Annotated in this window: 19 protein-coding genes; 2 read left to right on the forward strand and 17 right to left on the reverse strand. The window is 45.9% G+C overall.

The window, feature by feature from the left end; genetic code table 11:
• Positions 1 to 169: 169 nt before the first annotated feature.
• From ACN5NT_RS15740 to ACN5NT_RS15780, 9 genes are all read right to left on the reverse strand, one after another.
• The gene (locus tag ACN5NT_RS15740) at positions 170 to 1,525 is read right to left on the reverse strand and encodes a CpaF family protein (RefSeq protein ID WP_419176103.1); all 1,356 of its coding nucleotides are present in this window, start codon (positions 1,523 to 1,525) and stop codon (positions 170 to 172) included.
• 47 nt (positions 1,526 to 1,572) lie between these two features.
• Positions 1,573 to 2,745 (reverse strand): AAA family ATPase, encoded by a 1,173-nt coding sequence (locus tag ACN5NT_RS15745; protein ID WP_419176059.1) that lies wholly within the window; start codon positions 2,743 to 2,745, stop codon positions 1,573 to 1,575.
• Positions 2,746 to 2,790: 45 nt separating this feature from the next.
• The gene (locus tag ACN5NT_RS15750) at positions 2,791 to 4,152 is read right to left on the reverse strand and encodes a TadG family pilus assembly protein (protein WP_419176060.1); all 1,362 of its coding nucleotides are present in this window, start codon (positions 4,150 to 4,152) and stop codon (positions 2,791 to 2,793) included.
• 58 nt (positions 4,153 to 4,210) lie between these two features.
• A complete protein-coding gene (locus ACN5NT_RS15755) occupies positions 4,211 to 4,717 on the reverse strand; it encodes a TadE/TadG family type IV pilus assembly protein (protein ID WP_419176061.1) in 507 nt (168 codons plus the stop codon).
• Between the two features lie 32 nt (positions 4,718 to 4,749).
• Complete coding sequence (locus tag ACN5NT_RS15760; protein ID WP_419176062.1) at positions 4,750 to 5,022, reverse strand: hypothetical protein; 273 nt, start codon at positions 5,020 to 5,022, stop codon at positions 4,750 to 4,752.
• A gap of 55 nt (positions 5,023 to 5,077) precedes the next feature.
• Positions 5,078 to 6,499 carry a type II and III secretion system protein family protein gene (locus tag ACN5NT_RS15765; RefSeq protein ID WP_419176063.1) on the reverse strand — a complete coding sequence of 474 codons (1,422 nt, stop codon included), beginning with the start codon at positions 6,497 to 6,499 and terminating at the stop codon, positions 5,078 to 5,080.
• Positions 6,500 to 6,507: 8 nt separating this feature from the next.
• On the reverse strand, positions 6,508 to 7,380 hold the full coding sequence (cpaB, locus tag ACN5NT_RS15770) for a Flp pilus assembly protein CpaB (RefSeq protein ID WP_419176064.1): 873 nt from the start codon (positions 7,378 to 7,380) through the stop codon (positions 6,508 to 6,510).
• A gap of 135 nt (positions 7,381 to 7,515) precedes the next feature.
• On the reverse strand, positions 7,516 to 8,133 hold the full coding sequence (locus ACN5NT_RS15775) for an A24 family peptidase (protein ID WP_419176065.1): 618 nt from the start codon (positions 8,131 to 8,133) through the stop codon (positions 7,516 to 7,518).
• Positions 8,134 to 8,274: 141 nt separating this feature from the next.
• Complete coding sequence (locus ACN5NT_RS15780; protein WP_419176066.1) at positions 8,275 to 8,457, reverse strand: Flp family type IVb pilin; 183 nt, start codon at positions 8,455 to 8,457, stop codon at positions 8,275 to 8,277.
• Between the two features lie 783 nt (positions 8,458 to 9,240).
• Between ACN5NT_RS15780 and ACN5NT_RS15785 the strand changes: the two genes are divergently transcribed.
• Complete coding sequence (locus ACN5NT_RS15785; RefSeq protein ID WP_419176067.1) at positions 9,241 to 10,815, forward strand: hypothetical protein; 1,575 nt, start codon at positions 9,241 to 9,243, stop codon at positions 10,813 to 10,815.
• A gap of 67 nt (positions 10,816 to 10,882) precedes the next feature.
• Positions 10,883 to 11,863 carry a glycosyltransferase family 2 protein gene (locus ACN5NT_RS15790; RefSeq protein WP_419176068.1) on the forward strand — a complete coding sequence of 327 codons (981 nt, stop codon included), beginning with the start codon at positions 10,883 to 10,885 and terminating at the stop codon, positions 11,861 to 11,863.
• A 15-nt stretch (positions 11,864 to 11,878) separates the two neighbouring features.
• Here the strand turns inward: ACN5NT_RS15790 and ACN5NT_RS15795 are convergent, their stop codons facing one another.
• From ACN5NT_RS15795 to ACN5NT_RS15830, 8 genes are all read right to left on the reverse strand, one after another.
• A complete protein-coding gene (locus tag ACN5NT_RS15795) occupies positions 11,879 to 12,607 on the reverse strand; it encodes a class I SAM-dependent methyltransferase (RefSeq protein WP_419176069.1) in 729 nt (242 codons plus the stop codon).
• A 49-nt stretch (positions 12,608 to 12,656) separates the two neighbouring features.
• On the reverse strand, positions 12,657 to 14,234 hold the full coding sequence (locus tag ACN5NT_RS15800; protein WP_419176070.1) for a DUF2079 domain-containing protein: 1,578 nt from the start codon (positions 14,232 to 14,234) through the stop codon (positions 12,657 to 12,659).
• Between the two features lie 31 nt (positions 14,235 to 14,265).
• A complete protein-coding gene (locus tag ACN5NT_RS15805; RefSeq protein ID WP_419176071.1) occupies positions 14,266 to 15,591 on the reverse strand; it encodes an AAA family ATPase in 1,326 nt (441 codons plus the stop codon).
• A 149-nt stretch (positions 15,592 to 15,740) separates the two neighbouring features.
• Positions 15,741 to 16,667 carry a tetratricopeptide repeat protein gene (locus ACN5NT_RS15810; RefSeq protein WP_419176072.1) on the reverse strand — a complete coding sequence of 309 codons (927 nt, stop codon included), beginning with the start codon at positions 16,665 to 16,667 and terminating at the stop codon, positions 15,741 to 15,743.
• A gap of 233 nt (positions 16,668 to 16,900) precedes the next feature.
• A complete protein-coding gene (locus tag ACN5NT_RS15815; RefSeq protein WP_419176073.1) occupies positions 16,901 to 17,944 on the reverse strand; it encodes an OmpA/MotB family protein in 1,044 nt (347 codons plus the stop codon).
• A 972-nt stretch (positions 17,945 to 18,916) separates the two neighbouring features.
• On the reverse strand, positions 18,917 to 19,321 hold the full coding sequence (locus ACN5NT_RS15820; RefSeq protein WP_419176074.1) for a hypothetical protein: 405 nt from the start codon (positions 19,319 to 19,321) through the stop codon (positions 18,917 to 18,919).
• Positions 19,318 to 20,676, reverse strand: a complete 1,359-nt coding sequence (locus tag ACN5NT_RS15825; protein ID WP_419176075.1) for a sulfurtransferase — start codon at positions 20,674 to 20,676, stop codon at positions 19,318 to 19,320. Before ACN5NT_RS15825 ends, ACN5NT_RS15820 begins: the two co-directional genes overlap by 4 nt.
• A 583-nt stretch (positions 20,677 to 21,259) precedes the next feature.
• A complete protein-coding gene (locus tag ACN5NT_RS15830; protein WP_419176076.1) occupies positions 21,260 to 24,928 on the reverse strand; it encodes a carboxypeptidase regulatory-like domain-containing protein in 3,669 nt (1,222 codons plus the stop codon).
• Between the last annotated feature and the right edge of the window lie 104 nt (positions 24,929 to 25,032).

Genomic DNA, 25,032 nt, shown 5'->3' on the forward strand with positions numbered 1-25,032 from the left:
GCAAAAAGCTCCTCTCAATAAATTTTGTACGAATGTGTCAGCATGGCGCTAACTGCCAGTATTTCTTAATCTGTTTACCTTGCTCGACCATGTAACATATTGTCTTTCCTGCAACCACGCTCAGCGCGTGGACTGCCCATACCTGCACTACTGTATTCCATCGACTTAATTATGATATATCGTCCGGAATAGGAATTCCCATTGCCTTGAACTTATTAAAAAAACTTGGTCGAATACCATGAAGTCTGAAATGGCCTTGCACGCTTCCGTCCTTTTCAAGCCCAGTCTGGTCGAAGGACAATATCTCATTCATGGTAATGACTTCACCTTCCATACCGGTGATTTCCTGAAGGCTGACAATTTTCCGTGATCCATCCATAAGACGAGTGAGCTGGATAACCACGTCTATGGCAGAACTGATATATTTCTTGATATACTGACTTGGCAGGTTGAAATTAGCCATGTTCACCATGGTTTCCAGTCTCAGCAAGGCATCGACAGGGGTATTGGCATGAACTGTTGTCAGCGAACCCTCATGTCCGGTATTCATTGCCTGCAACATATCGACTGCTTCAGCTCCGCGAACCTCACCAACAATAATCCTATCCGGACGCATACGCAGACAGTTGCGAACCAAATCACGTGCCGCGACCTCACCTTTGCCCTCAATATTGGGTGGCCGGGTTTCCAAACGGACCACATGATCCTGCTTAAGCTGCAACTCGGCAGAATCCTCAACAGTTACGATCCGTTCAGCATCTGAAATAAATGCTGACATAACGTTGAGCATAGTAGTCTTTCCGGAGCCGGTACCTCCCGAGATCAAAACATTTAGCTTTGCTTTAACAATACCTTTGAGCAACTCACCGATTTGGGGGGTCAAGGCCTGCAGAACCACCAGGTCATGTAACTCCAACGGGTCGACAGCAAAACGGCGAATGGATAAGCTGGGCCCATCGATGGCCAAGGGCGGAATGACGGCATTGACACGAGAGCCGTCCTCCAGCCGGGCATCAACCATGGGGGTACTTTCATCGATCCTTCTTCCGACCGCAGATACAATCTTTTCAATAATCCGCATAAGATGCGCATCATTTTTAAAACGAACCATAGTCGGTTCCAGCTTGCCGTATCGCTCGACATAGACAGTTTTATAAGTATTTACCAGAATATCTGAAACTGAAGGATCCTGCATCAACGACTCAAGGGGACCCAACCCCAAAACTTCATCCTCTACTTCTTTGACCAGTTGCTCCCTCTCCTTGATGTTCAATGGAATAACCTGCACGCTATCATCGTGCAGTATCGCTTCAGTGGCCTTTCGTATCTCGCGTTTGAGAAGCTTCCTATCAATTGAGTCCATCAGGGATAGGTCAATGGTTCTGGTCAGACGATCATGAATTTCACTCTTTAAGTTGAAATACTCATCAGAGACGATAAAATTACGAGAATGTTCAGCAGCGAAATTCTCTATGTCTGAAGGCATAGAGTTGTTGAGACTGTTTAAACGAGACTGTAAATCAATCATTGTGTGTTATATTCCTGGTTACCAGCTGTTTATATAACAATAAATTACCAAAACCAGCTTTTTCGCTTTACCACCGGCTCTTCCTTTACGATCAGTGATTCAGCGAGTTTATTCAGACTTTTTACAAGTTGAGAATTTTTTGCCACATCAACAAGTGGCTTGCCGGTATTGATGGCCTCAAGAGTCTTCTGGTAATCGTTTGGCAGAGTAGAGTAAACGGAATGACCAGTCATTTTTTCGGTATCTTCAAGACTTATTGCTGATTTCTTTTCAAAACGATTGGCTATGATGTTGATATTATTCATTGGAATACTACCGAGCAATCGCATCGTCCCCAACAATCTCTTGACGTTTATAATACAGGGAAGACTGAGGGTTGTGATCAGGGCAATCGTATCCGAACTGCTGAAAATTCTAAATGCTGAAGCACCAACCTGAGTACCAGCATCAACTATTACAAAATCAAATGAGTTTTTTGTTGTTTCAAGGACTTGCTTCATAACCTGTGATGACACCTGAGAACCGGATTCTATACTGTTCGGGGCAGGCATTACATATAGGCCTGGTGCGGACTGTATAAGCGCTTTGGCCAGGTAGGCTGGATCAAGCCTGCTGATATTTTTAACCAGTTCATCCCAGTTAAATTCTGTCTGCAGGTCAAGGAAAACAGTAACCTCACCAAGCACCCTGTTCATGTCAACAAGTGCAATGGTCTTTTCCGGGTAGAGTCTATTCAGACTGACGGCGAGATTGACGGCAACAGTCGTAGTTCCAACCCCTCCCTTCGCTCCAAGCACACTGACCATTTTCCCCGGCTTTATGCTTACTTTTTCAACTGCAATACCTTCCCCTGCAATCCTTTCCTTATGGATATCGACAAATGCCTGTTGTACTTCCTGGAATACGAGGGGCTGTTGAAAAAATTGTTTCGCTCCGGTGCGTAGAGCCGGCAATAAAATATCTGTGGTGGTTTTGGCTGAAGTCAAAAAGACTTGGTTAACCACTCCATCCTCAAGCAAGGCACGAACTGTTTCAAATTCCTTGGCAGGGTTGTCACCAACCTCCAACACCAGGACATCTGTCTGGGTAGCCTTTTCATCAAGCTGTTGCTCAAACCCATCAAGGGTGGAGACAATCTCCTCCAGAGCACGGCTTACCGCTGGTGTTTTAACGGCAATTCGGACAGATATACTTTGAAGATTATTATGTTTCGTCATCTCTATTCCTATTCAGATAAAACAGGTCAGAATTACTTGAAAATATTATTCAACCAGTACGGGGATCGCGGCCATAATGCCCGTATTATAACTACCGGTGGATCCGGCACCCGGCACATAATCACAGTTAGGAGCTAAATACATCCCATTGTTTTCCGGCAAACCATCACCATCAGGATCATCAAAATCCCAACCATAATGATCCTGAAATTCCTGCCAACATTTTGTATTATTAGTAGGGTCCGAGCATTCAAAGGTAGCATTATCTTTTAGAGGTGAAGGGACATCGTATTTTACCGGGACATTGTCCTTTCCAGCCGACATCCAAATAATGTCAACATTAATGGGTGCATGATATGTCACCTTAGTTTCATCGCATGCTCCTCCTGCATAGTTACCTTCACCACATATCACTACCGGAAAGGTTACGTCTTTCCAAGGCATTGTAGCTTGGTATTTAACATTATTCTGATAATAGGTATCACTATTGTAGGCGGATGGAGAAATACCAATAAAGCACTTTTCCACGATCTTGGAAAAAATAGTCTGCACATTACCATTAATCGTACCGATAGCCTCTCCACCGTCTAAAGGATCAGGATTTATACCAGTACAGTCACCATAATCAATATCTCCCAAGACAATACTATCGACGTAATTTGTATTTGTTGATTCACACCCATCTGGAAAACTCTCCTGGCCATCCTGTGAAAAGTTCGTCCAGCCACCGGTTTCCACCCCCTCATTTACGGCCCTTGCGACACCACAGGCAATTTCACCAGAACCCATGGTAAGGTATTCAAGGCACAGAGCAAACGGAATGTCAATTTCACCAGCGTCTATTGTTGATGCGAAACCCAGATAGGCAACAGCGTCTGTCTCAATCTTGTGATCAAACTGGCCCATAAATCCAGCAAAGATAGACTTTGTATGCTCCCTGGTGGTTGTAACTTTGACAGCATTAATAAAATCTGTGTTCACGTCTAAGTCCTCGGCAGTCATTCCCTCCCAGCCGGAAAGTTGATCCGTATTGTTATTTTCGGTAAAGCTTAGAGTCGAAAAAGACCAGTGCCCTCTCTGAACCTTCACTTCGAGCTTATCTGTAGCACTGCTGCCTTTAGCTCGATCCGCACCAGCAGCTGGATTTTCTCTGGCAACATCCTCTGCCTCATCATTAGCTCCGGGACTAATCGAACCATCACTGCGGTTGAATAATACACCTGCACCGGCTAGTGCGCCTGCATCTGCCGAATTCTGCAGTTCATTTCGAACCATCACCATATGACCGGAATCTATTGCCAGAGCGGTTAAGGCCACAAACATTAACAAAATCGCTAAAACGACAAAAATTAGAACTGCACCATCTTCCCTGCCGGGTGTGAGGCCGGGGAAAAAACGTGATTTCATCTTTGTCTCCTTTTGACAATATGTTTGACAAGCCTGCAAACATATTGAACTACGATGGTTACGACGGATTTTCCATACGCATTATCGTTTCGCCCTGCAACGTAATACCATCAGGAAACCATATATAACCCAGTGATTGCAGCACCATAAAATCATATCGATACCGGATAATAACCCTTACATATTCATCTGTATCATCATCAAAAGCTATTGCTTGCCACTCCGTACTATCACTTGCCTTCTCAGGTGACCATTCAATTATATACGGCTGCAATGCCGTGGTTCCATCCCCAAAACTGATAAGACGTGAAGGCAGGTTGGTATCATCGACTCCGAGGAATTCGTCAACTTCGTCTTTGATTTCCGAGGGGGTTAAAAAAGATGAGATTTCTGATCGCCAGGCAATTGCAGCCCTTGCACCCTCACGTGAACCAAGGGTAATTACCGCCTTGTCGTACATCAATATACTGAACTCAATGATTGCAAATGTGAAAAGTAATAACAGTGGCAAAACAAGGACAAACTCTATAAGAGTTCCACCTTTTTCACACCGGATTGATGTCATAGCCCAACCTCCAAATCACATTCATCTGTTAATTACATCCCCAAATCAATGGTATAGGATTTCGCTTCCTGCTTCTGCCCCTCAAAACTTTGGATATAGGTCTCCATCACCTTGGTACTGACAGCACCTTCCATACCCGTGATAGGTTCATGATCTACAGGAGCCGACAAATCAGCTATCTGGTTATATTTGGCAAGATTATATGACGTGCCCCAAAACTGCTGAACCCGGGTCTCCTTTGCGCAGCCTGCTGCGAGAAGGCAAACTATTGTCAATGTCCCCAGTGTGAACGTTAGCTTCTTCATAAAATTACTCCGATTAATAAAAGATACGAAAAAGAGGATTCTTTTCTTGATCTTGTTATTCTGGAATTATATAGCCAAAATCGCCTTCAAGTCCGGCTGTCTCCTGAATCGGTTCATCCAGATGGCCTTCAAGCTTACCAAGCAGTAAAAGTTCAAAGCTATCTGGCTCGACAAAAGAATCAACAGGCAGGGGTTGATTTGCCATATCCAACGGTTTCACCAGGTGAGGGGTCACAATCACCACCAGCTCCGTTTCATTCTTCTGGTATTGCGTACTTCTAAACAGCGCTCCAAGTATGGGTATTCTACCGAGAAGCGGAAACCTGGAGATGCTTTCCCGCACCGTGCTTTTCAAAAGCCCTGCTATGGCAAAACTCTGACCGTCTTTCATCTCCACAACCGATGACATACGCCGGGTTTCAAGGCCGGGAATTAGAAAGCCATTCTGGAAGGTCGCATTGGTGAAATCGAGCTCTGAAATTTCTGGATTTACCCGCATTGAAAGATTACCATCACCCAGAACTGTCGGAGTAAAATTCAGTGACACACCGAATTCCTTCCATTCGATCGACGTCGTCCCAAGACCTGACGCGGAAGGAACCGGAAATTCACCGCCAGCCAGGAAGCTTGCACTTTGACCGCTCAAGGCAATCAGGGTCGGTTCCGCCAATATCTTTACCAGACCGTCTTCCTCAAGGGCCTTGAGAAACACCAGCAAATCGCCGTCGCCAAAAAAACCAAGGATAGCATTAACACCACTGCCAACTGTGCTTTCAATTATTCCGTCCGTCAATTCGGAAGATACTAAGTTGCCTATCGTACTGACGGCAAAATTGTTACCATCGTCTGAGATCGCCACGAAGTTAATCCCCAGTTCCTTACCGACGCTACGGGATATCTCAGCCACCTTAACCTCTAACATAACCTGCTGAATACCACCTATCTTCAACATATTGAGTACTTTCCCCGGCTCAGAAGCGTAGGTTTCCGCCAGGGCAACAACCTTGGTCATCCTGGACGTGTCGGTCACCGTGCCGTTCAGGGTGATATAGTCGCCACTCGACCTGACCTGCACGTTTTCATCAGGGAAGATCTCATGCAGTTTCTTCTTCAACTCAGCAACATCAGGTGAAACAACAATGTTAAATATGCCGATAATTCGGTTGTCCTTGTCCCAAAGGGTCAGTTGGGTGGTTCCGGCAGCTTTAGCGCTGAAAAAGACCCCGTAGGGTGACTGGGTGCTCGAAGAAATCAACTCAGCCACAGCCGGGTTGACCATATGGGCTCTTTTGACTGGTGTGCGGGATTTCAGCTTACCTAGTTTACCGGTCACCAGGTTGATAGTACGACCGGCATCCATTTCGACTACAACATCCGGAGTTTTTGCGGCAAAAGCCTGGCCCTGACTAAGAAAACAGGTCAACAGGGTTACCAGCCATAGAAAGGCGGTTCTCTTTATGTTTGAATTTGGTTGCATTTTGCCACTTACCTCCCCTCTAGAGTTACGCTGTTTACTTTATTGCCGTTCATCACCTCAAAAACGAACTTCTTCTTTGTGTAGACCGGGGCTCGTTGAGGCTTGGGCGCATTGGGTAAAGCTGCGACTGTGACCACCTCTTTATCAGTGCGGTACCGTCTGAGAAGTTCTGGAACGGTGGCCCCTTTGGTCAGCACATCATCCATGTCGGTGTAACCACGCAATGCAAGGACAATGCGACCCTTGCTCACGGCCAGGGCAAGATTTTCCGACTCTTCAGGGGTCACCTCAAGGGTAACCACATTTATCTTCTTAGCTTTTTTATCATCGGCAGACTCCTGGTCCTGGGTGCCGGTGGCAAGAATCAGAACATTTTGCAATACCGTCTTGGTGATATAACCAGCCTTCTCATTTTGGGATTCGATCGAAACAAGAACATCCACCATTTGTCCCGGCTGGATGAAGCCGGCAACCCCTATCACTTGGTCAACCTTGACGGATATTGCACGTTTTTGGGGGGCGATAATGACTGCCAGACCGCCTCGATCAACCTCTTCCGGTGCCAGTTTATTCTCAAGTATAGGCTCAGTAGCCTGGATAGATTTGATAGCCACCCTGCCTACAGGCAAGTGATCTTGGGGGAATGTCCCTTGAGGAAGACTCTCGGCGAGAAATGCCACGGTACGTACATCTTCAGGAAGCAGCTTATGCCCTCGAGGGATGTCTTGTGCTGCAACTGAAATGGTCGTGGTTTTTACACCTGCTGCCTCATCAACAACTGCGGCAGGCTGCCTGTTGAGCAGCAGATATACATAATAACTGATACCCACGGCAACAACCAGCGAGAACAACAGGAAAGCGAACCGGGCTATTCTATTCATTATTCAACTCCATCCTGTTAATTGATTACCTGATCACCAGTAAGGTTTCGGCATATCACCGACACTTCATGTGGTCAGCTGAAATACGTAATAAACACGCTATCAACGCTGAGATAGTTACTTTCCTGCCTCCATTTACAGATTACCAACCGGTAACTTCCCCTGAACCATTACCTGCCATAGCATGGATGCTAGCGTGCCACATGCTATGACAACGCCATAGGGCACTTTTGTTTTTTTCTTATGTTTCAACCCTGCTTTGAGAGGTATTTCTCCAGCACCGGATAAAGTCAACCAGGCAGACGCATAAAAGTTCTTTAAAGTCTCCTTAAAGGTTTTGCCGGCAAGAATTATAACAATTGCTAAAATGCCTCCGAAGATACTGGTGAACAGGAGGGCTAACAGCACTTGGCCAGGTCCGACAGCAGCACCAACTCCAGCCATGAGTTTAACGTCTCCGGCTCCCATTCCTCCAAAGATATACGGTACAAACAGAATGACGAAACCAATCCCCATCCCCTTGAGACTGAAAAGCAGACCATGCACCCCGCTTGCATATACATATACTGCCAAACTGGTTATAAGGAGCACAACGGGCAAATAATTCGGAATACGACGCGTTTGAATATCAGATAAACTTGCAAGTGCAAGTATAATAAGCAGAATTATAGAAATTACTATTGATAGAAATAACATGTTATTACTATTTGCAAACCATACTATATTTATATTGCATGATGTTCCCTTTATCACACTTAATTCATACCAATACAACACCATAAAAGATATTTCACATTGCTCAGTTTCCGCACTACTACCCCAAATCTCACAGGGCACCACCCCACTACATTCAGAGTAATTGCCCTGCAAGCATGCACTTATTATTGTATTTGTCTACGTGGTCGCAGCCGGTGTCATTTCGTTACCAATAGTTTGCAAGGTGTTTTCGGCTGTACCGCCCACATATGTCATCCCAACAAGAGCAGCAACACCAATCAATGCCCCGAGAAGAACATACTCTATCAACGATGCGCCCTCTTCGTCTTTCCAAAATGCTTTAATCTTTTCCAAAATCATATTTTACCCCCATCAATGTTGTAAATTTAGCCAAAAGCCTCATGCTCTTGGACGCCGAATAAAACACGATGTTACCGTACGAAACCTCATCTGGATCATGACGAGCAATTTTATCGTCTGGACATTAAAAATACTACGGGCCACCATACACTTGAAGACCTACGAACAAGTGCTGCGACACACAGCAACGAGAGCCATAAATCATACGTAGCCAAAAAAAGTCTGAGTTCCGTATGATCACTTGAACCTTCGTTTTGGAGAATCCTAGTTTTTTAGACATACAGACCACCAGCTAGCACAAATTTTAGACTCAAGCCAATTCCTAACACACTATATACCATCACAACCTAACATGTACAATAAAAAAAACAGCTTGCCACACCAATAAACACTAGTGTATATACCTATATTTAGAACAACCCACAGGAGCAACATGTACTCCATCATTAGCCATGAAAACCAACATAAGACTACGCCTTTTTCTTTAATCAGAGGCAGAATAAAAGTGCCTACACAAGCAGGCTGACGCCCATTAGGTAACCAGATTTTTTTTACAAAAGCATCTTTAGGGTAAGTTTTTGAGGACTACCCCCACGCAAAGCCGACTTTTGTGACACAACAAAAAGCAGGAAATCATGATGAAGCTGCTGGAGGAGCCATCAAATCGTACGGTTGATCTGATAGATGGTCAGGACTGGATTTTTCATATTCATGATTTTGAGGCTGTTTTGTACCAATAACAATTAACATCCTTGACAAAGGATGAACAGATGGTTCCCACCCATGCTTAATACACCTTTCAAGTACCTGACTACTCCCAGGACTGTTTTCTGTATCTTTTTTGTTGTTCTCACAATGTTCATGACCCTCCGGGACCCTGACTACTATTGGCACATCAAAACCGGTGAATATATCTTTGAAAACCAGTTGCTCCCCAGGCTTGACATTTTTTCATTTACAATGACAAACCAGCCTTGGGTACTGCACGAGTGGTTATTTCAGCTTCTTCTTTATATGATCTTCGATCTGTTCGGTACTACAGGGGTCAAATCCCTCTCCGTGTTTTTATTCCTCGTATCTGTATATTTCTCATACAAATTATCAAAAAGACTCTCTTCAGCCAGGATAACGGCGATGTTGATGCTAGTGCTCCTCCCTGTACTCATAGTTATTGGCCTCTCGCCACGACCACAATTATTCACCTATATCTTTTTTTCATACTATCTGTATGGGTTACTATCCTATAAATATCTCTACGAAGTCAAACAGCTGTATCTTTTTCCACTGATCATGGTTTTATGGGTCAATTTGCATGGGGGCTACATTATCGGTATTGCTCTAGTATTTTTCTTCGCTGTTACCGAATTATTAACCAACTACACTAAACCCATTATATTGCGAAAGGCCCGAAGAGCATTACTCCTGCCCTTCGGTATTGCGTTGACTTCACTTGCAGCCTCGAGCATAAATCCCGATTTTATAGACCATTGGAAATATCCATTACAGGTGATTTCGATGGATGCATCCAAAATTTTTATAAGCGAATGGCGATCACCCGGATTCCACGATGCACTTGGCAAACTTTACCTACTTTTAGTGTTTACCTTCTTCGCTGCAAATATTTGCAGAAAAAAACGACCTGACCTTACAGAGTTTTTTATCCCGCTTTTTTTCATAACCCAAGGATTCGTTGCAGTTCGACATATCCCGCTTGCAGCTTTGGCCACAATGCCTTTTATCGCCGTTGCATTTAAAAATTGTATACCAATAAACCTTCCTGCAGAATCAAAAGACAAACTACGACAGTTATTATCCAGAATATTTAATGGTTCACTAAATAAAGACCTTGGAAATAAAGAATATTTCATGAATTTGGCTATTCTTTCTCTTGCTATATTGGCACTGTTTACAGTTAATCCATCGCTCGAAAACAAAGCCGCCGCTAAAGTTAACAAGGCAGTCCCGGTTACTGCAACCGACTTCATCGTCGACAATGAAATTCAGGGCAGAATGTTTAACACCTATGGTTATGGAGGGTACCTGATATACAGACTCTATCCGGACCAAAAAGTATTTATTGACGGCAGAGCAGATATGTATGGGGATGATTTCCTCAAAAAGTATAAAAAAATCAATAACGGCCTCCCCGACTGGGAAAAGGAGTTTGATCATTATGATATCGATTACGTACTGTGCGAAAGACAAGCCCCTATACGCCAACTTCTATTGACTCGCGGCGACTTCAAGCTGGTTTATGACGACGAATACAGTTCCGTTCTCGTAAAAGACATATCGCGCTTTACTGACCTGATAGCAGAATACGGAAAGCCGCACGGTATGCGGATAGCTTCACAATAATTGGCGTTCCTGCATTGGAGACAGGGCTTATTTAGAAAGCTGCAATCCACCACACTTGGGATACCACATGAAACCCCGCATCTACTCACATTTAAGCGAACAACACAAGGATAGGCCTCAGGCCATAAACATCACAATATCGATACTATGCCCTTTATACAATGAAGAGGAGATGGTACCTGTTTTCCTGCGAAGACTTGTTGATCTGTTGGAGGAGATCCATAAATCTTTTGAAGTTATATGCATAAATGACGGCAGCACAGATAAGACTTTAACAGCGCTTCTTGTTGCCAAAAAAGAGTACCCTCAATTACGAATAATCAACCTTTCACGTAACTTTGGCAAAGAAGCGGCCCTGTCGGCCGGCCTCGATTCCTCCCGTGGTGAGGTAGTCATCCCCATCGACGCTGATTTGCAGGACCCGCCAGAACTTATAAAGGAGATGATCGAACACTGGGAGGCTGGGTATGATGTTGTGCTGGCAAAACGTGTTGACCGATGTACAGACAGTTTCCTGAAACGTAACACGGCATTACTGTTTTACAAGATCCATAATTCAATTTCGTCGACCGCTATTCCCGAGAACGTTGGTGACTATAGATTGATGTCTAGGAAAGTTGTGAACACCATTAAAGCCATGCCAGAAAATCAGCGCTTTATGAAGGGGCTGTTCGCTTGGGTTGGTTTTAAAACCGCGGAGGTGGAATATACGAGAGCAGCGAGGAAATCAGGAAAATCGAAATTCAATGGTTGGCGGTTATGGAACCTAGCACTTGATGGCATTACAAGTTTCAGCACCCTGCCAATACGTATATGGCTTTATCTCGGGATAATTATCTCAACGCTTTCTCTCAGTTATGGTTTTTTTATTATATTTCGGACATTGATATTGGGAGTTGATGTTCCCGGTTATGCTTCCCTATTAACTTCGATCCTTTTCCTCGGCGGAATTCAACTTGTTGGGATTGGCCTTATAGGTGAATACATTGGCAGGATATATATGGAGTCCAAAGCACGTCCGTTGTATATCGTTGAAGGTGAATACTAAATCATAGAGATATTTTTACTGCTTCGATTCTTTCTCACACAAGCAGAAAATAGAGACTCCTGCAAGCTTGTTAAATCTAAAAACACGGAGTTCCAATGAGCACATTGTGGTTAGTAGGGCATTTACCACCAAACAGTGTGATTGCAGATCACTTTTCAGTGCACTATGATTTCCTCTCAAAAAAAGTTTCTGAGCTAGGCGAACAGTTGCGACAATAAGGAAAACAAATCCAAAATAGTAACAAATCGTTTTTTGTCTCAGTCCTGCTAAACGTACAATTCTTTGAAGACTATTCAGCGTATATCGCCTTCTGTGTTCAAGAAATTCATCATGTTTACTCCACAAAAAGTTAAACGCTGGAACAGAGACAAAAAATCGTGTTCCTGTTGGGACCATTGCGAAATATTGCCTTAATAATTCTAAGTCATTATCGATGTGTTCCAATACGTCCATCAGGAGCACCAGGTCTGCGCCAACAGAACCACAACTCTTCAGGTATTGATTTTTTTTCCCACCAACATTCTCATCCCTTTCTGCCGGATAACTGATATCGACACATATCCCCTGTTCTACAGATGTGTTTCCAAGAAGATATTTTGTGAAAAAGCCGGACCCAGCCCCGACATCTAAAATCACCCTATACTCACCATCACCAACGAGTCGTAACAACGCGGCAGCTTTGCTCTTGTAGTACCAGTGACCGATTATTTCATTTTTTAAAATACTTTCTTCTTTAAGGTCCATAATTGTGGAATGCCCAATTGATCAAAACTACCTGGATTTAAAAACACAGTTAATTCATCCATTCTTTACGTAACTGATTAATTTTTAACAATACTGACTTTTTCTCTACTTGAGACTGTTGATCTCGCCCCATTACCAGCCAGGGTGAATCCCATACTAAAATATTGTAACTTTCGTCATTAATAAGTCCCTCCACTGAACTCAGGTATTGTTCAGGGGAGATCTGAAGGTGATGAGCCCAAGTACCAATAACACCTTTTTCGTATGGCTTTAGTCTTTTCGTGGGGGACTCTAACCTGAGAACGATATAATCTACATCCTCAATTTTTTCTGGATAACGATACAAAGCTGTACGTTGCGAGAAGTGAGCACCAAGGTTTGCCTGAACCGAAAGGGATCCATCACCAACAAAATCCTTGATCCGTGTGTCTTTCACATCATAAGAGGCGACTAAATACACTGCTTTCCACATATTTGTACTTCCCGGTAGCGGGAAAGGCGCTAGCCAATAGCCTAGCCCTAAATTAACCAGCAAGACAAATCCGGATATCTCCACCAAAGAGTATCTTTTTATTAACCAATTCAATTTGTTGCAGCCATGAATAGCTGCCACTGCTAATACAGGAATAATGGTTACCGAATGGTATGAAAATATTCCCCGCGGCATCGGATTCGCTGACAAGAGGTTAGCAAGAATATCACCGATCGCGGGTAACAGACAAAACGAGGAGAAAAGAGGAAAAAACAGAAACGGCAGTAACAATAACATTAAATATTTAAGCCCACCCATATTCAGAAAAACTCTTTCCAGAATATACATAGGATTAATAATAACATTTTTGATTATTTCTTGAATAGATCCACCAAGCCAACCATAGCGACTTAGATGACCAGAACCCTCACTCAACATAATCTGTTTCCCGGTAGGAGAGAGAGAGGGCATGATGTATCCGACGATACATACAATTGATATCAGACCAATTAAAACAAAGCTCACACCAACGAGCGATCCCCTGTGTCGAACCCAGTACAACAATCCAATCCCTGCGACCGCAAGACCAAAATGCTCTTTACAACTAGCAATGACAATGCATGCACACAGTAATAGTAAGGGACGTTTCTGTTCCACCGCCAATAACGCGAGAGCAAAAAAAGGGACAGCAAGACTGACGGGGTGGAAATCCCAGGCGGCTGCATTCAATACAAATGGATTGAACATGAATGCAACTGCCCACATTAAGGCAGCCACTTCAGATTTAGTCACTTGCTCTGCAATTCGGAACAATGGCCATGCAGCTATTGGAAGAGCAATACTCTGCGCCAATATAAACCAATTAGCTGTAGGAAGGATCTTATACAGCGGGACAAAGAGATATAAAATGGGCTGAAAATGAAAACCCAGCCATTGAACAGGCTGTGAAAAATTTGAAGTATTGACGAGGGATAGACCGTTAGCAGCCTTCCATACAACTTGGTCGAAACAACCAAGATCGTTTATGGAAGTAAGATAACCCCAATGGCGCCAGAGTCCTAACAGCAAGAACACTACAGACTGTACAACTATTAACAGCAACATTAAATAATAGCATTTATTCTGTCGCCAAAGTTTTGCTTCAACCTTTAACATGCCAACACCAAACTGCATTAGTGCATATATTTCAATTAGTTGCCACTACCGAATTAGTCGCTGTAAAATATAATTTAACTCCTAAATCAATAACCTCTCTCGTCATCTCAGGCGTCTTTTGCTCATACAATGAAATATTCACAATCTGTTGCAGGATGTCTCTAGGGTAGCAACTTCGTAGGTGGTGCTTGTTACGGAAATATGTATTCAGCATATATTCGACGGCATTGTTATCATACTGAATATCATACTGCTCGGAGGCGTTTTTCAATATCTGGACAAAATCACCCTCGGTGGGGTCACTCAAGTAGATCTTATAGGGGATTCGACGGAGAAAGGCTTCATCCATCAGTTTTTCAGGATCTATGTTGGTGCAGAAGATCAGCAACGCATTAAAAGGAACCTGAAACTTGATGCCGTTAGGCAGGGTCAGGAAGTCTATGCGTTTTTCCAGGGGGAGGATCCAACGGTTAAGCAGTTGCTCAGGGGTCATTCGCTGGCGACCGAAATCATCGATGACCAGGATGCCGCAGTTGCCCTTCATCTGTACGGGGGCTTCGCAGACCTTGGTTACAGGATTGTAGATGATCTCCATGGAGGCCATATCCATCTCGCCGCCGACAATCACTGCCGGCCGTTCAATCCGTATCCAGCGCCGGTCATAGTCGACAGGTTCATCATCCTGCCCAATGTCTACCGCCCTATGGCTCTGGGGGTCATAGAACTTGACCTCCTGCCCCTCGACAAGCAGAGTTTTGGGGATGAAGATGGTATCGGCAAAACAGCGGGGGATGCGTCTGGCAATGGAGGTCTTACCGTTGCCTGCCGGACCGTAAATAAACACACCTCTTCCAGAGTTAATGGCCGGCCCCAGCAACGAATAAAACTCTTTAGGAAGCACAAGCTCCTTGAATGCCTCATGCAGTTCAACGGGACCCGGCGTTTCATTTTGAATAGTCTGGGCTGCAACGCTCTCTAGATAATCGGCATAGGGCACAGGAGCCGAGCCCAGATAAGCCGAGGCCTCCCGGGCCTGTAAAGCTTTTTCCCTGCCCTTTTCTGTCAGGGCATAGATAAAATCGTTAATACCAGATGTAGATTGGTAAATGACGATCAGTCGTTGTTTCAAGTCACGCAGCTGTTCCTCAACCATGGGAAACGGCAGGCAGACTTTTTTGCTGATCTCTTTTCCGGTCAACTCACCGTAGCTCAGGAGATACTTACAGATAAGGTCAGTAAGAAATATCTTATTGATCCCGGCGTCCTGTAAATTTGCAGGTATCTGAGGACGAAACTCTTTAGAGGCAGGAGAATCCTCGCTTATGCTGCCAAGACGCTCTTCTAATGTTATAGTCACTGCTCCCTCCATTTATTGAGGCAACCAAAACCACTCACCACATTTTTTGTAAATGTTTACCAGCAGCACTTTCGCGCCAGCTGGCCTGGTATTATCACCCTCCATGCTCTATTTGGCGATCAGGCACCATACTGGGTATAGCAGGTGTTTTACTCTTGTAAAGAAGTACTCTGTGCTTTGCGGGCCTTTTCCAGATTGAAGCTGGCCCGCTCATAAAACCTTGGGTTGAGGGAGAGCGCCTTCTCAAAAGCCTTAATAGCCTCCCCATATTGGTCGTCCATCATATATTCCCAGCCAATATTGTTGTATGCCACAGCTTCGTTGTCAGCACCACGGCGGAAGGCTTCCAATGCGTTGTCATACCTGTTCAGTTTGCAGTACGCAACGGCAAGGTTATTGAACATCCGTTTATCAGGTTCTTTATTTCTGATTGCCATTTCCAGAAGCTGCACGGACTTGGCGTAATTCTCCTGGAGGAAATAGGAGATAGCCATGTTGTTGATAACCTCTGTATTACCGGGGCTCAGCTCAAGGGCTTTCTGGTATTCGACCAGGGACTTTTCAAAATCCTGCTGTTTACTGTAGATGAGTCCAAGATAGTTGAACGACTGCCACAAACCAGGGTCAAGGTCAACCGCCTTTCGAAACTCAACCTCTGCAAGGGCATACTTTTTCATGCCGAAATACGCCTTACCCAACCCTTCACGGGCCGGCGCATTCTCCGTTTCCATGGTCAATATTTTTGAAAAGGAATGCTCCGCTTCGGCGTACTTATCACGTTTAAGCAGCAGCGTACCTACTTTATATTGCAGCCCACTATTGTCAGGCTCAACTTGCAACGCCTTGATGTAGTACAGGAAAGCCTTGTTGATATCGCCTCGCTGCAGATAGCGGTCACCAATCGTCTCATTTTCTTTTGGGTTTCTCTCCGACAGTTTCTCCGGTTCTATTTCGAGTTGCTGCAGATATTGACGCTTTTCCAGTTGCTTTTCCACATTAGCGTTTTGCTGGTCATGCCCGTTCACACCCTGCAGAGCGGAGCAACCGCCAAGCAGGGTTCCAATTACAATAAACATCAATATTTGAAGTAGATATGTAACCAACGATTTGTGTAGTATATTCATTTTTTATTGAGCTGCAATAATCCGGATTTTGTTAAAACCAACTCTCATACAACCGACTTTGGAACCAACGAACACCAGCCCGCAACTGCCCGGAGTCTTCACTAACCAGCGCGATTTAGCCCCCCTGAAGGTGTATTGCTCTCAGCTAATAGCCCTTCAGGGGAGACACCGGTTTCAATCGACTGTCAGACCTTGATATTCTCTACTATCAACAGTTCAATACGGCGGTTTTGCGATCTGCCCTTCTCTGATTCATTGGAGTCGACCGGTTGATAAAAAGAAAAAGATCGTGACTCAAGTTGAGCCTCTCTTATCCCTTTTTCAGCCAGGAAATGAATAACATTGACAGAACGAATGGATGCCAGCTCCCAGTTTGTCGGGAACTTTGAGACAAGCTCAGGGCCGATAGGTACGTTGTCGGTATGTCCACCAACTATAATCTTCATATCATCCCGATCTTTTAAGGTACCGGCGACCTTATTCAGTATTGTTTTTCCCTGGTCAGACAAATCGGCTATTCCCGATGGGTACAAAACAGTAGCGGCTACCGATATATTTACTCCTTCGGGGCCTTGGGAAATTTCGACATCTTCACCTGAAAGCCCCTCTTTCAACGCTTCATATGTGGCATGGCTTGAGGGCTGATACATAATATCGAACACGATATCATTAACATCGGAGCCGTAATAGGTGATGGTGTTGTGGTTCCGAACCCACTCACCAGCATGATTGGCCATATACCTTACCGGTTCAAAATTTTCTGGAAATACCCAGGTATAGGCAACTTTTTCAAAATTGTCAGGGCTGTTCCAGAGTCCATAATGGCCGGTTGGTGTTTTCATCCTTTTAGGCCAGTTATTGAAATGGAAAATCCCATCTTCTGAGATCTGCAGATTGGAATCCAGATCAACCCGCTCAAGGCCCGCGAAACTTCTCCCAGGGAATTTAAGAACGTTGTAGCCCTTTCTGGAATTGGTATCCCAGGTATATTCTTTGGGGTGAATGTATAGGAAATTGCTGATGTATTCTTCCTTGCTGACTCCCGCCTTATTTGGAAGCCACATATTGTAGTTGGCGTAGTCTGTGCGGCTGGTTGTGTAAACTAAGGCATGACGTCCGTCCGGCTCCAGAAAAAAGAGTTGCTCCGAAACAACCCCCGAGGTCGCCCCAGCCATTGATGGTAATAAAAGCAGACAAAATGCTATCAACAAGTTTATTCGATAATTCATTAGACGCGCTCCTTTACCTATTTTTGATTATTCCGAATCATCCAGCCGCAGGCTAACACAACACTGGAAGGCATCCAGTTCCCTGGCTCTCCATAAGATCGCTCACACAAAGAAGCGGTCTGGCCTTCAGCGAACTTATGCGAAGTTGACAGGTCATTACCAACGCCTGCCAGTTTTACTTCATGACACCACCCTGCCCTGTTTGCCAAACTGTTTCATTTAATCTGATCATTGCTATACCCCGACCGATTTCCAGACCTCGAGTGTATTTACAAAGCTATTCAATTCCGACAGGGTAAAGGGAATCCCCTACGATTTCCTTATCGCCCCGGACCAACTCACCCCAGATGTCAGGGACAAGCCAAATGGATTAAAGCTTTAATATCGCCCTCCCCCTGGCTGGTACTGCTAAAAGTCCTGGAATGTTGTTTATATAACCACCATGCCTATCAACTAACAACCTCATCAATATTTAACCTATTTAGTCTAAAGATCAAGGATAATTGCACCACATAAAAGATAGGAAATAAATTCTTCGCAATAGAGAGTCTTTTGCAGGAAGACGATGAAGGTACTCTTGGGGGGGGAGACGGCTAAGAAATTGTACTACCTTAAAGGCGGATAATTACATTTGGGGGTGATGATTTTACCCGGTTAAATAGCCGAAACTGGCGGGGGAGGACTTATCGGATGATGGAGATATTCTGCTTCGATGATGCCTCACTCTTCAACAAAGAGAAAAATTTATGGGTGCAGGGTACTTGACCAACTCATTCATGATTCGGCTATATTTTCGCCAGGCAACTTGAACCCCAAGCTGGAGCGTAGAGGCTTACAGCGGTTACCGAGGAAAGATGAGGCACCACAAACCACAACAGAAGTCAGAATATAGCGGAATTATTTTGCTATATTCTGACGGCAAATCGCGGCTTGCTGTATTTACGAATAAAAACTTGGAATTTGACGCTTCCTTCACTTACGAGGGGCTAACATCAGTCGGGCTGTCTCCAGCACCATACAGAGCTGCAGGCCCATCAATCCGTGGGCATAGATATTCAGCTGGCGGGTGACCGGCAACATAAAGAAAATTACAAATGCCACCAGCAAAATGAGGTATCTGTAAAAGCTCGGGAAAATTTTCCCTGCATACCGCTTGCATCCTTTCAACGCGAAAACGGTCAGAGCAAGCAGCATCAGCCCGTGCAGAAAAAGTGGTGCTCCCTGGTAATATTGGGAAACATAATAGATTTTTTTGTAATAGAGGTGCTGGGCCAGGCCTGCTTTATAACCAGACAAAAACTCCAGCACGACGAGGGCAAGCAAAAGGGCCACCTGCAAAGCGGTGACCCCATAATGTAGTAATTTGTCTTCTTTCACTTCGTAGGTTCGCCTGTTTCGAAGGGGTTTCCGGCGTTACTCCAGCCTATCCAGCCGTCGCTGTAAACGCCGATATCTTTTAGGCCGAATACATCGGCATAGTAGAATATCTCAGCCGCACGCCAACCACTTCCACACATAAAGGCCAGGCGTTTACCGGGATCTATGCCCTGCCCTTGCCAAAGTGCCAGAATTTCGCCAGCGTTGCGCATGGTTTTATCAGGATTGCGAAAATAGTCAAGAGAGTAGGCATCGCTCTTACCCGCATAACCAAAAACCGAGCCAGGAATACGCCCTTTTCTCTTGTGGTAGCTGTAACCGGATATATTTCCAACATGTTCATCCCAGGTTCGGTTATCCACCAGGGTGTAGGCCTCCGGGGTCTGGAGCCCCGCCTTTGCCTCCTCGATGGTGTCGATCACCGAAGGGTCGCCGGGAATTGGGCCGCCAAATTCTGCAACCGGTACCGGCTTATGGCTCACTTTTTCCAACTCATAGCCGGCCATGGTCCAGGCCTGGTTACCACCATTCAACACACGCACATCTTCCACACCAATATAGCGAAGCACAAGGGCGACGCGATAGGCTGCCATCTGCTCCTCACCGGTAACAATCACCACATCATCTTTGGTGAAGCCGTAATTCATGGCAAAATCTGCCAACACATCATCATCTGCCAGCATCCACATTACCGGATCAGTGGCGGTCGGCGGCTCGATATGATCAGTGTTGATATGAAAGGAAGTAGGAATGTGTCCCTTGGCGTATGAGGTTTTCTCCTCGCCCCAGCTCGCCTCAACGATCTTGACCTTTTTATCAGCTGGAAAAGTCTCCGGGATTTTACCTTCGACTATGTCATGTACTACAACCGCAGGGACAATCAGGTGATAGTTGGCATATCTGGTAAGCTGTTGGTCTGCCGGCCAGTTATTGATATTATAGTAATGGAGGTTGGTATAGCCATTTGCCCCCAGATACTCCGCAACCATGGCTGCATCTTTGCCATTGGCATCGTAGAGGATGATGTTCTGATCCTTGCTGATACCTTTGGCCGTGAGAGCGTCTTGAAGCTCTTTCTTCTTGCCCTTGCCATCAACCTTCAACCAATTTGCAGAAAAATCAGTTGCTCCCGGGATATGGCCTCCCTGTTGAACACCGTCGAGCTTCCAGCCGTTAAAGGCATCGTTTAAGCGGCAATCAACTATTTTCCAGTCGGGATTCTGCTGAACGGACATGAGCTTTTCTGTACTCAAATCAGCTAATTTTGCCACATCGGCAAACAGGAGAGAAGGTGAATTGAGAGCCACCATTATGCAAGAGAGTAAAACGAATTTGGTCAGCCTAAAATATAACACTGTAAACCTCCAACAGTCAGGACAAATTAGATAAATAGATCGGTTCGATTTTAACCCTAAAAACAAAGCTTCTTACCAGCTTATTTTCAATAAATAAAATAGTCATTACCTATGGATCACAGGCCTGCTATCTGCGCAGACTATACATAAAATGTTCGAGAAATCAGCCTATCCTTATGTTTCAGTTTAACCAGACCTCTAACATGGCTGGATTGTTCCACTAATAACTGTGGTAAACAAATAGGGAGAGACAAGAGAGGAAGAACTTCAAGGAAAGGATAATACGGGCCGATCTGATCGGCGAGTCCATTGTTCAACACTTTGCTCAAGGATAGCTTGCGCACAGATGTGCTCTATTGTGGTGTCGAGCAATGTGGGAAGTAATGAAAAAAGACCGGATTCAAACCGACTTGGACAAAGTTATGAAATGCTCCTCCACATTGCCTATTATGCCATCCCGGAAACGCTTACCCTCAAACCACGGACGGCACCACCAACAGTATCTCCATATTAGAGTAAAGACCAGCCTCCCCCCGGCAAGCAACCGGGGGGAGGCTCTGGAAAGGACTAGAACAATAAAAAACTACTTGAAAAGAACCAAGCCACCGCCGTGGTCGCCGACGTAGAGACGGCCATTGGAAATTTCAACATCCACACACTCTGCCGCCGTCGAAATAGCATCCAGCAACACCGGTTCGGCCGGGTTGGTGAAATCGATTTTGACTACTCCGTAATGACCGAATGCCGTATAAAAATAGAGTTTTCCAGATTGCTGGGTATAGGTCATTTTAACGCTGCCACCATCAACATCTTCATAACCCACAACCTCCTGGAGTTTAAACTTACCGAGGAACTCCGGACGGTAGTCATAAATGACTGACCCATCAGCTTCTTTCTTGAAAAGCTCGGTTGGATCGACCCCCGCCGGTAACGGGCTGATCAGGTCATTCATGCTGTAGGCAACGAGACCGAAACTGTCGTACCCGTAATATGCTATATCACCCACGACTTCAAGATCTATGGCCTGACCGTCAGCTGAGCCGAGATCATCGCCTTCATATTTTTTTGGCTCGAAGACTTTTACAATCTGCATGTTATTGACATCAGTAACGTCAACAACACCAACCCCATAGGGACCGCAGGCAAGAACAGCATAGAGTCTGTTAGTTGCAGGATCGGTCCAGAGTTCGATGCCCGAGGCGGTGCCAAGAAGTGGGCTTCCCTTGTTGTAGCCGATATTACCGACAAAAAAACCACTATGAGCATCAGTCGGATTCTTGGAAGTGTCATAGACGGTCAAACCATTGGTGCCATCCGCAACGTAGGCGTAGTTTCCAAGAAATTCCAGGTCATAGGCCTGATCCTGGAAGTTGAGTTTTTTCACCACTCCCCAATCGCCATTGTGCTCGAAACTGTCGTCGATATGCAATTTCATCAACATGGGCGAGCCAACCTCACCCAAACCCGCTTCGATGCCAGCGATCGGCACCCGGCGGATACCGTTCCCCACGCAGAGCGCCCAGGTGTAATCTCCGCTCGGGTCGATAACATTGCGCACCGTATGTGACGCTGGATAGATCAGCTCGCCATCGACTTCAACAGGATATTCATCCTGGATCGTGTTGCCGACAACATGAACAGAATCAGTTGGATAACCTGATTCATCCGTGATTTTCCAAGCCGTTATCCCATGAGGACCGTCTGAGACATAGATGTAATTATCGGTTGCTGTAATGCCGTCAGTATGTCCGATAGCTATGGTGTCGGTGGCAGTACCATCGGGAGCCGCACCAACTTCGTCGGTTGAAGGGAAATAGACCGCGATTTCGAAACGGTCGGTCATCACTTCTGCCTCGATATTGGTGACATCAACAAATACAAAGCCGCCGGCGGTCGAGCATTCCAGCACGTCAATCTGACCGGCGGTGTAGAGATCGATATTGTCCATCAAAGCCAAGCCGTAGCCATGCCCTTCCAGTTCCCGGGTCGCCAGTTCACATGGCGCTTGATAATACGCCCAGGGCAAGGATTCGTTATCGGACAAATCCCATGGCGACATGTCGTAACTGGTGACATCTTCAAATTCCGGCACATTGTTACCTGGGATGCCGTCGGTATCGTTGTTGTACGTACCGGCCACGCCCCAGCCTTCCGGGCTATCTGCACTCTCGAGGATAACCATACCAGCGAAGTGATCGGTCAGAAACAGTCGGTCGTCTCGAACGTTAACGCTCAATACTCCGGATTCTTTCAACATCCCGGCCCCCTCATAGGGCAACAGGCTGGATGGCTGGGAACCGGTATCATATGGACCATTGGCCGGTACCGCTACGAAATAACCGAGGTAGGGAACGCTCTGAAACCCTTCTGCCGTGAAGTTTTCGAAGCCTGTAACATCGACTGCGATAACGCCGCCGAGAGAATACGCGATATAGGCGATTGTGCGATCAGCTTGCTGGGCCACATCGACATCGACCGCCTCGTAGTACCATTTGCCCTCCCGCTCAAAGTCGGCCCAGGGGGTATCACCCTCAACATTGGCATGCATTATTGATTCAATCTCGTAGTTGACCTGTCGATAATCGGGCATGCCGGTAAAGGCGTCGAGATAGAGATCACCGGTATCCGGATCGCCCTGCACTGTCTGACTCAGGGCCATTGCCCCAAAATAGTCCTCACTACGCGCTTCATCGGTGTACAGATTGTAGCGACCCGTTTGCTCCAAACTCCCGGGGTCGAAAATACCCATGCCGAGAGCACCCAGGCCGGCAAACAATTTGCCGCCGTACATTTTCAGCGAGATCGGCCCGCCCCAACCGTGCTCTCCGGCGTACTGAACGGTCAACACCTCAAGGTCGATATACAGCGTCATATCTGCTTCGCGTACATCGTTAAAGACGTTTGCCAATGAGGTCTTATGGATTCCGTAATCGTGACCGCCGATGTAGAGATTCTCGCCATCCGCAGCCAGGGCCACCACCGGCCCGGCATCGCTTTCGAAGACGTTGCCATAGAGGATGTCGCCGCCGCCTTCAGCAAAAGTGACATCGTCAAAGTAGAAGTTGACTGGCGCAACGCTCTTTACGGACATCAGCGCCGGATTGGAAATATCCACAACAGTCACCCCTGCAGTACCGGTAGCGATCACCGCGTAATTCTGTCCACTGTACTCAACAATCTCAATGTCATAAACAAAGCCTTGCAGGATAATCTCATAAACGGTTTCATCGGTAATGCTGACAGGAGTCGCCTTGAGTGCCGTGCCGATATTGAACAGACACCATTCCGCACCACCATATTGGAAACGGGCAACGGCGGTGGTTGATCCGCCGATCTGTACATTCGATGCGGGATATTGAAACATATCGTATGGTTGGACCAGCACCGTAACAGTTTCAGATGTCCAATTAATCCCATCAGTTACTTTCAGCTCAAATACCAGTTCACACTCTGCCGCCACCTCGAGGCCGCTGACATCAGCGGTTGCGGTCGTTTGAGCGGAAGCCAGGGGAACTTTTGGGCCGGAAAGTTGTGTCCAGGAATATTCGGTGGCCTGGGCAGTTAGAGTAGCAGTCAGCGTGATTTCTGCAATGGAGGCCTCCTGGAATGAGTCGGGAGATGCAGTAAGTGAGGTGATGCTCAACCCTGCAGGAAGCCCATTGAGTGAAAAATCAACCGTCACGGTCTGGTTTACCTCCACCGTAACACCACTCTGTGTTGCCGGTTGATAACCGGCAAGAGATGCGTTGAGGTTGTAGACGCCGGCCGCCACAACCATGGAAAACTCCCCACCATTTTCTGTTATGTCGCCATAGCCACCGGAACTGGTCGCAATCTCTACTCCATCCAGCGGAGTTCCATCTCCGTCCGTCACTTTTCCGGTGATGGTGCCAGTAACAGCAACTGCTTCAGATAGTGCAAAGTTGACCTTGGATTTCCTCCCGTCTCTGACCGTCACAAAGAAGGTCTGGCTGTTATAGCCTGCCGCCGTGGCGGTGACGTTGTAGTCACCGGCAATGGGATACATAGAGTATGTACCTTCACTCCCAGTGACAGCGACCTTCGGTCCATCCGTGCCGACCGCGGTCACTTCCGCCCCCTCAATCGCAACTCTCGAACCGGCAATCGAGACTTTTCCGGTCAAGAGGCCGGTCCCGTCTGGAACCGGAACCGGTTTGGCCGCAAAGCTGACAATAGCTGACAATAGCAAGTATATGCCAAACCAGCCCAGGACAATGTAATTTTTTCTCATGTGAGTCTCCTTCTGTTGCAATGGGGATCAGGCTATCCGCTCATGCAGTACAGGTCATCATCCATGTTCGAAATACCCACAGAGTCCCACCACGGGAAAAATGA

Origin of the sequence: Desulfosediminicola sp. (assembly GCF_048381775.1) — a bacterium.
In the GTDB taxonomy this organism is placed as follows: domain Bacteria; phylum Desulfobacterota; class Desulfobulbia; order Desulfobulbales; family Desulfocapsaceae; genus Desulfopila; species Desulfopila ganghwensis.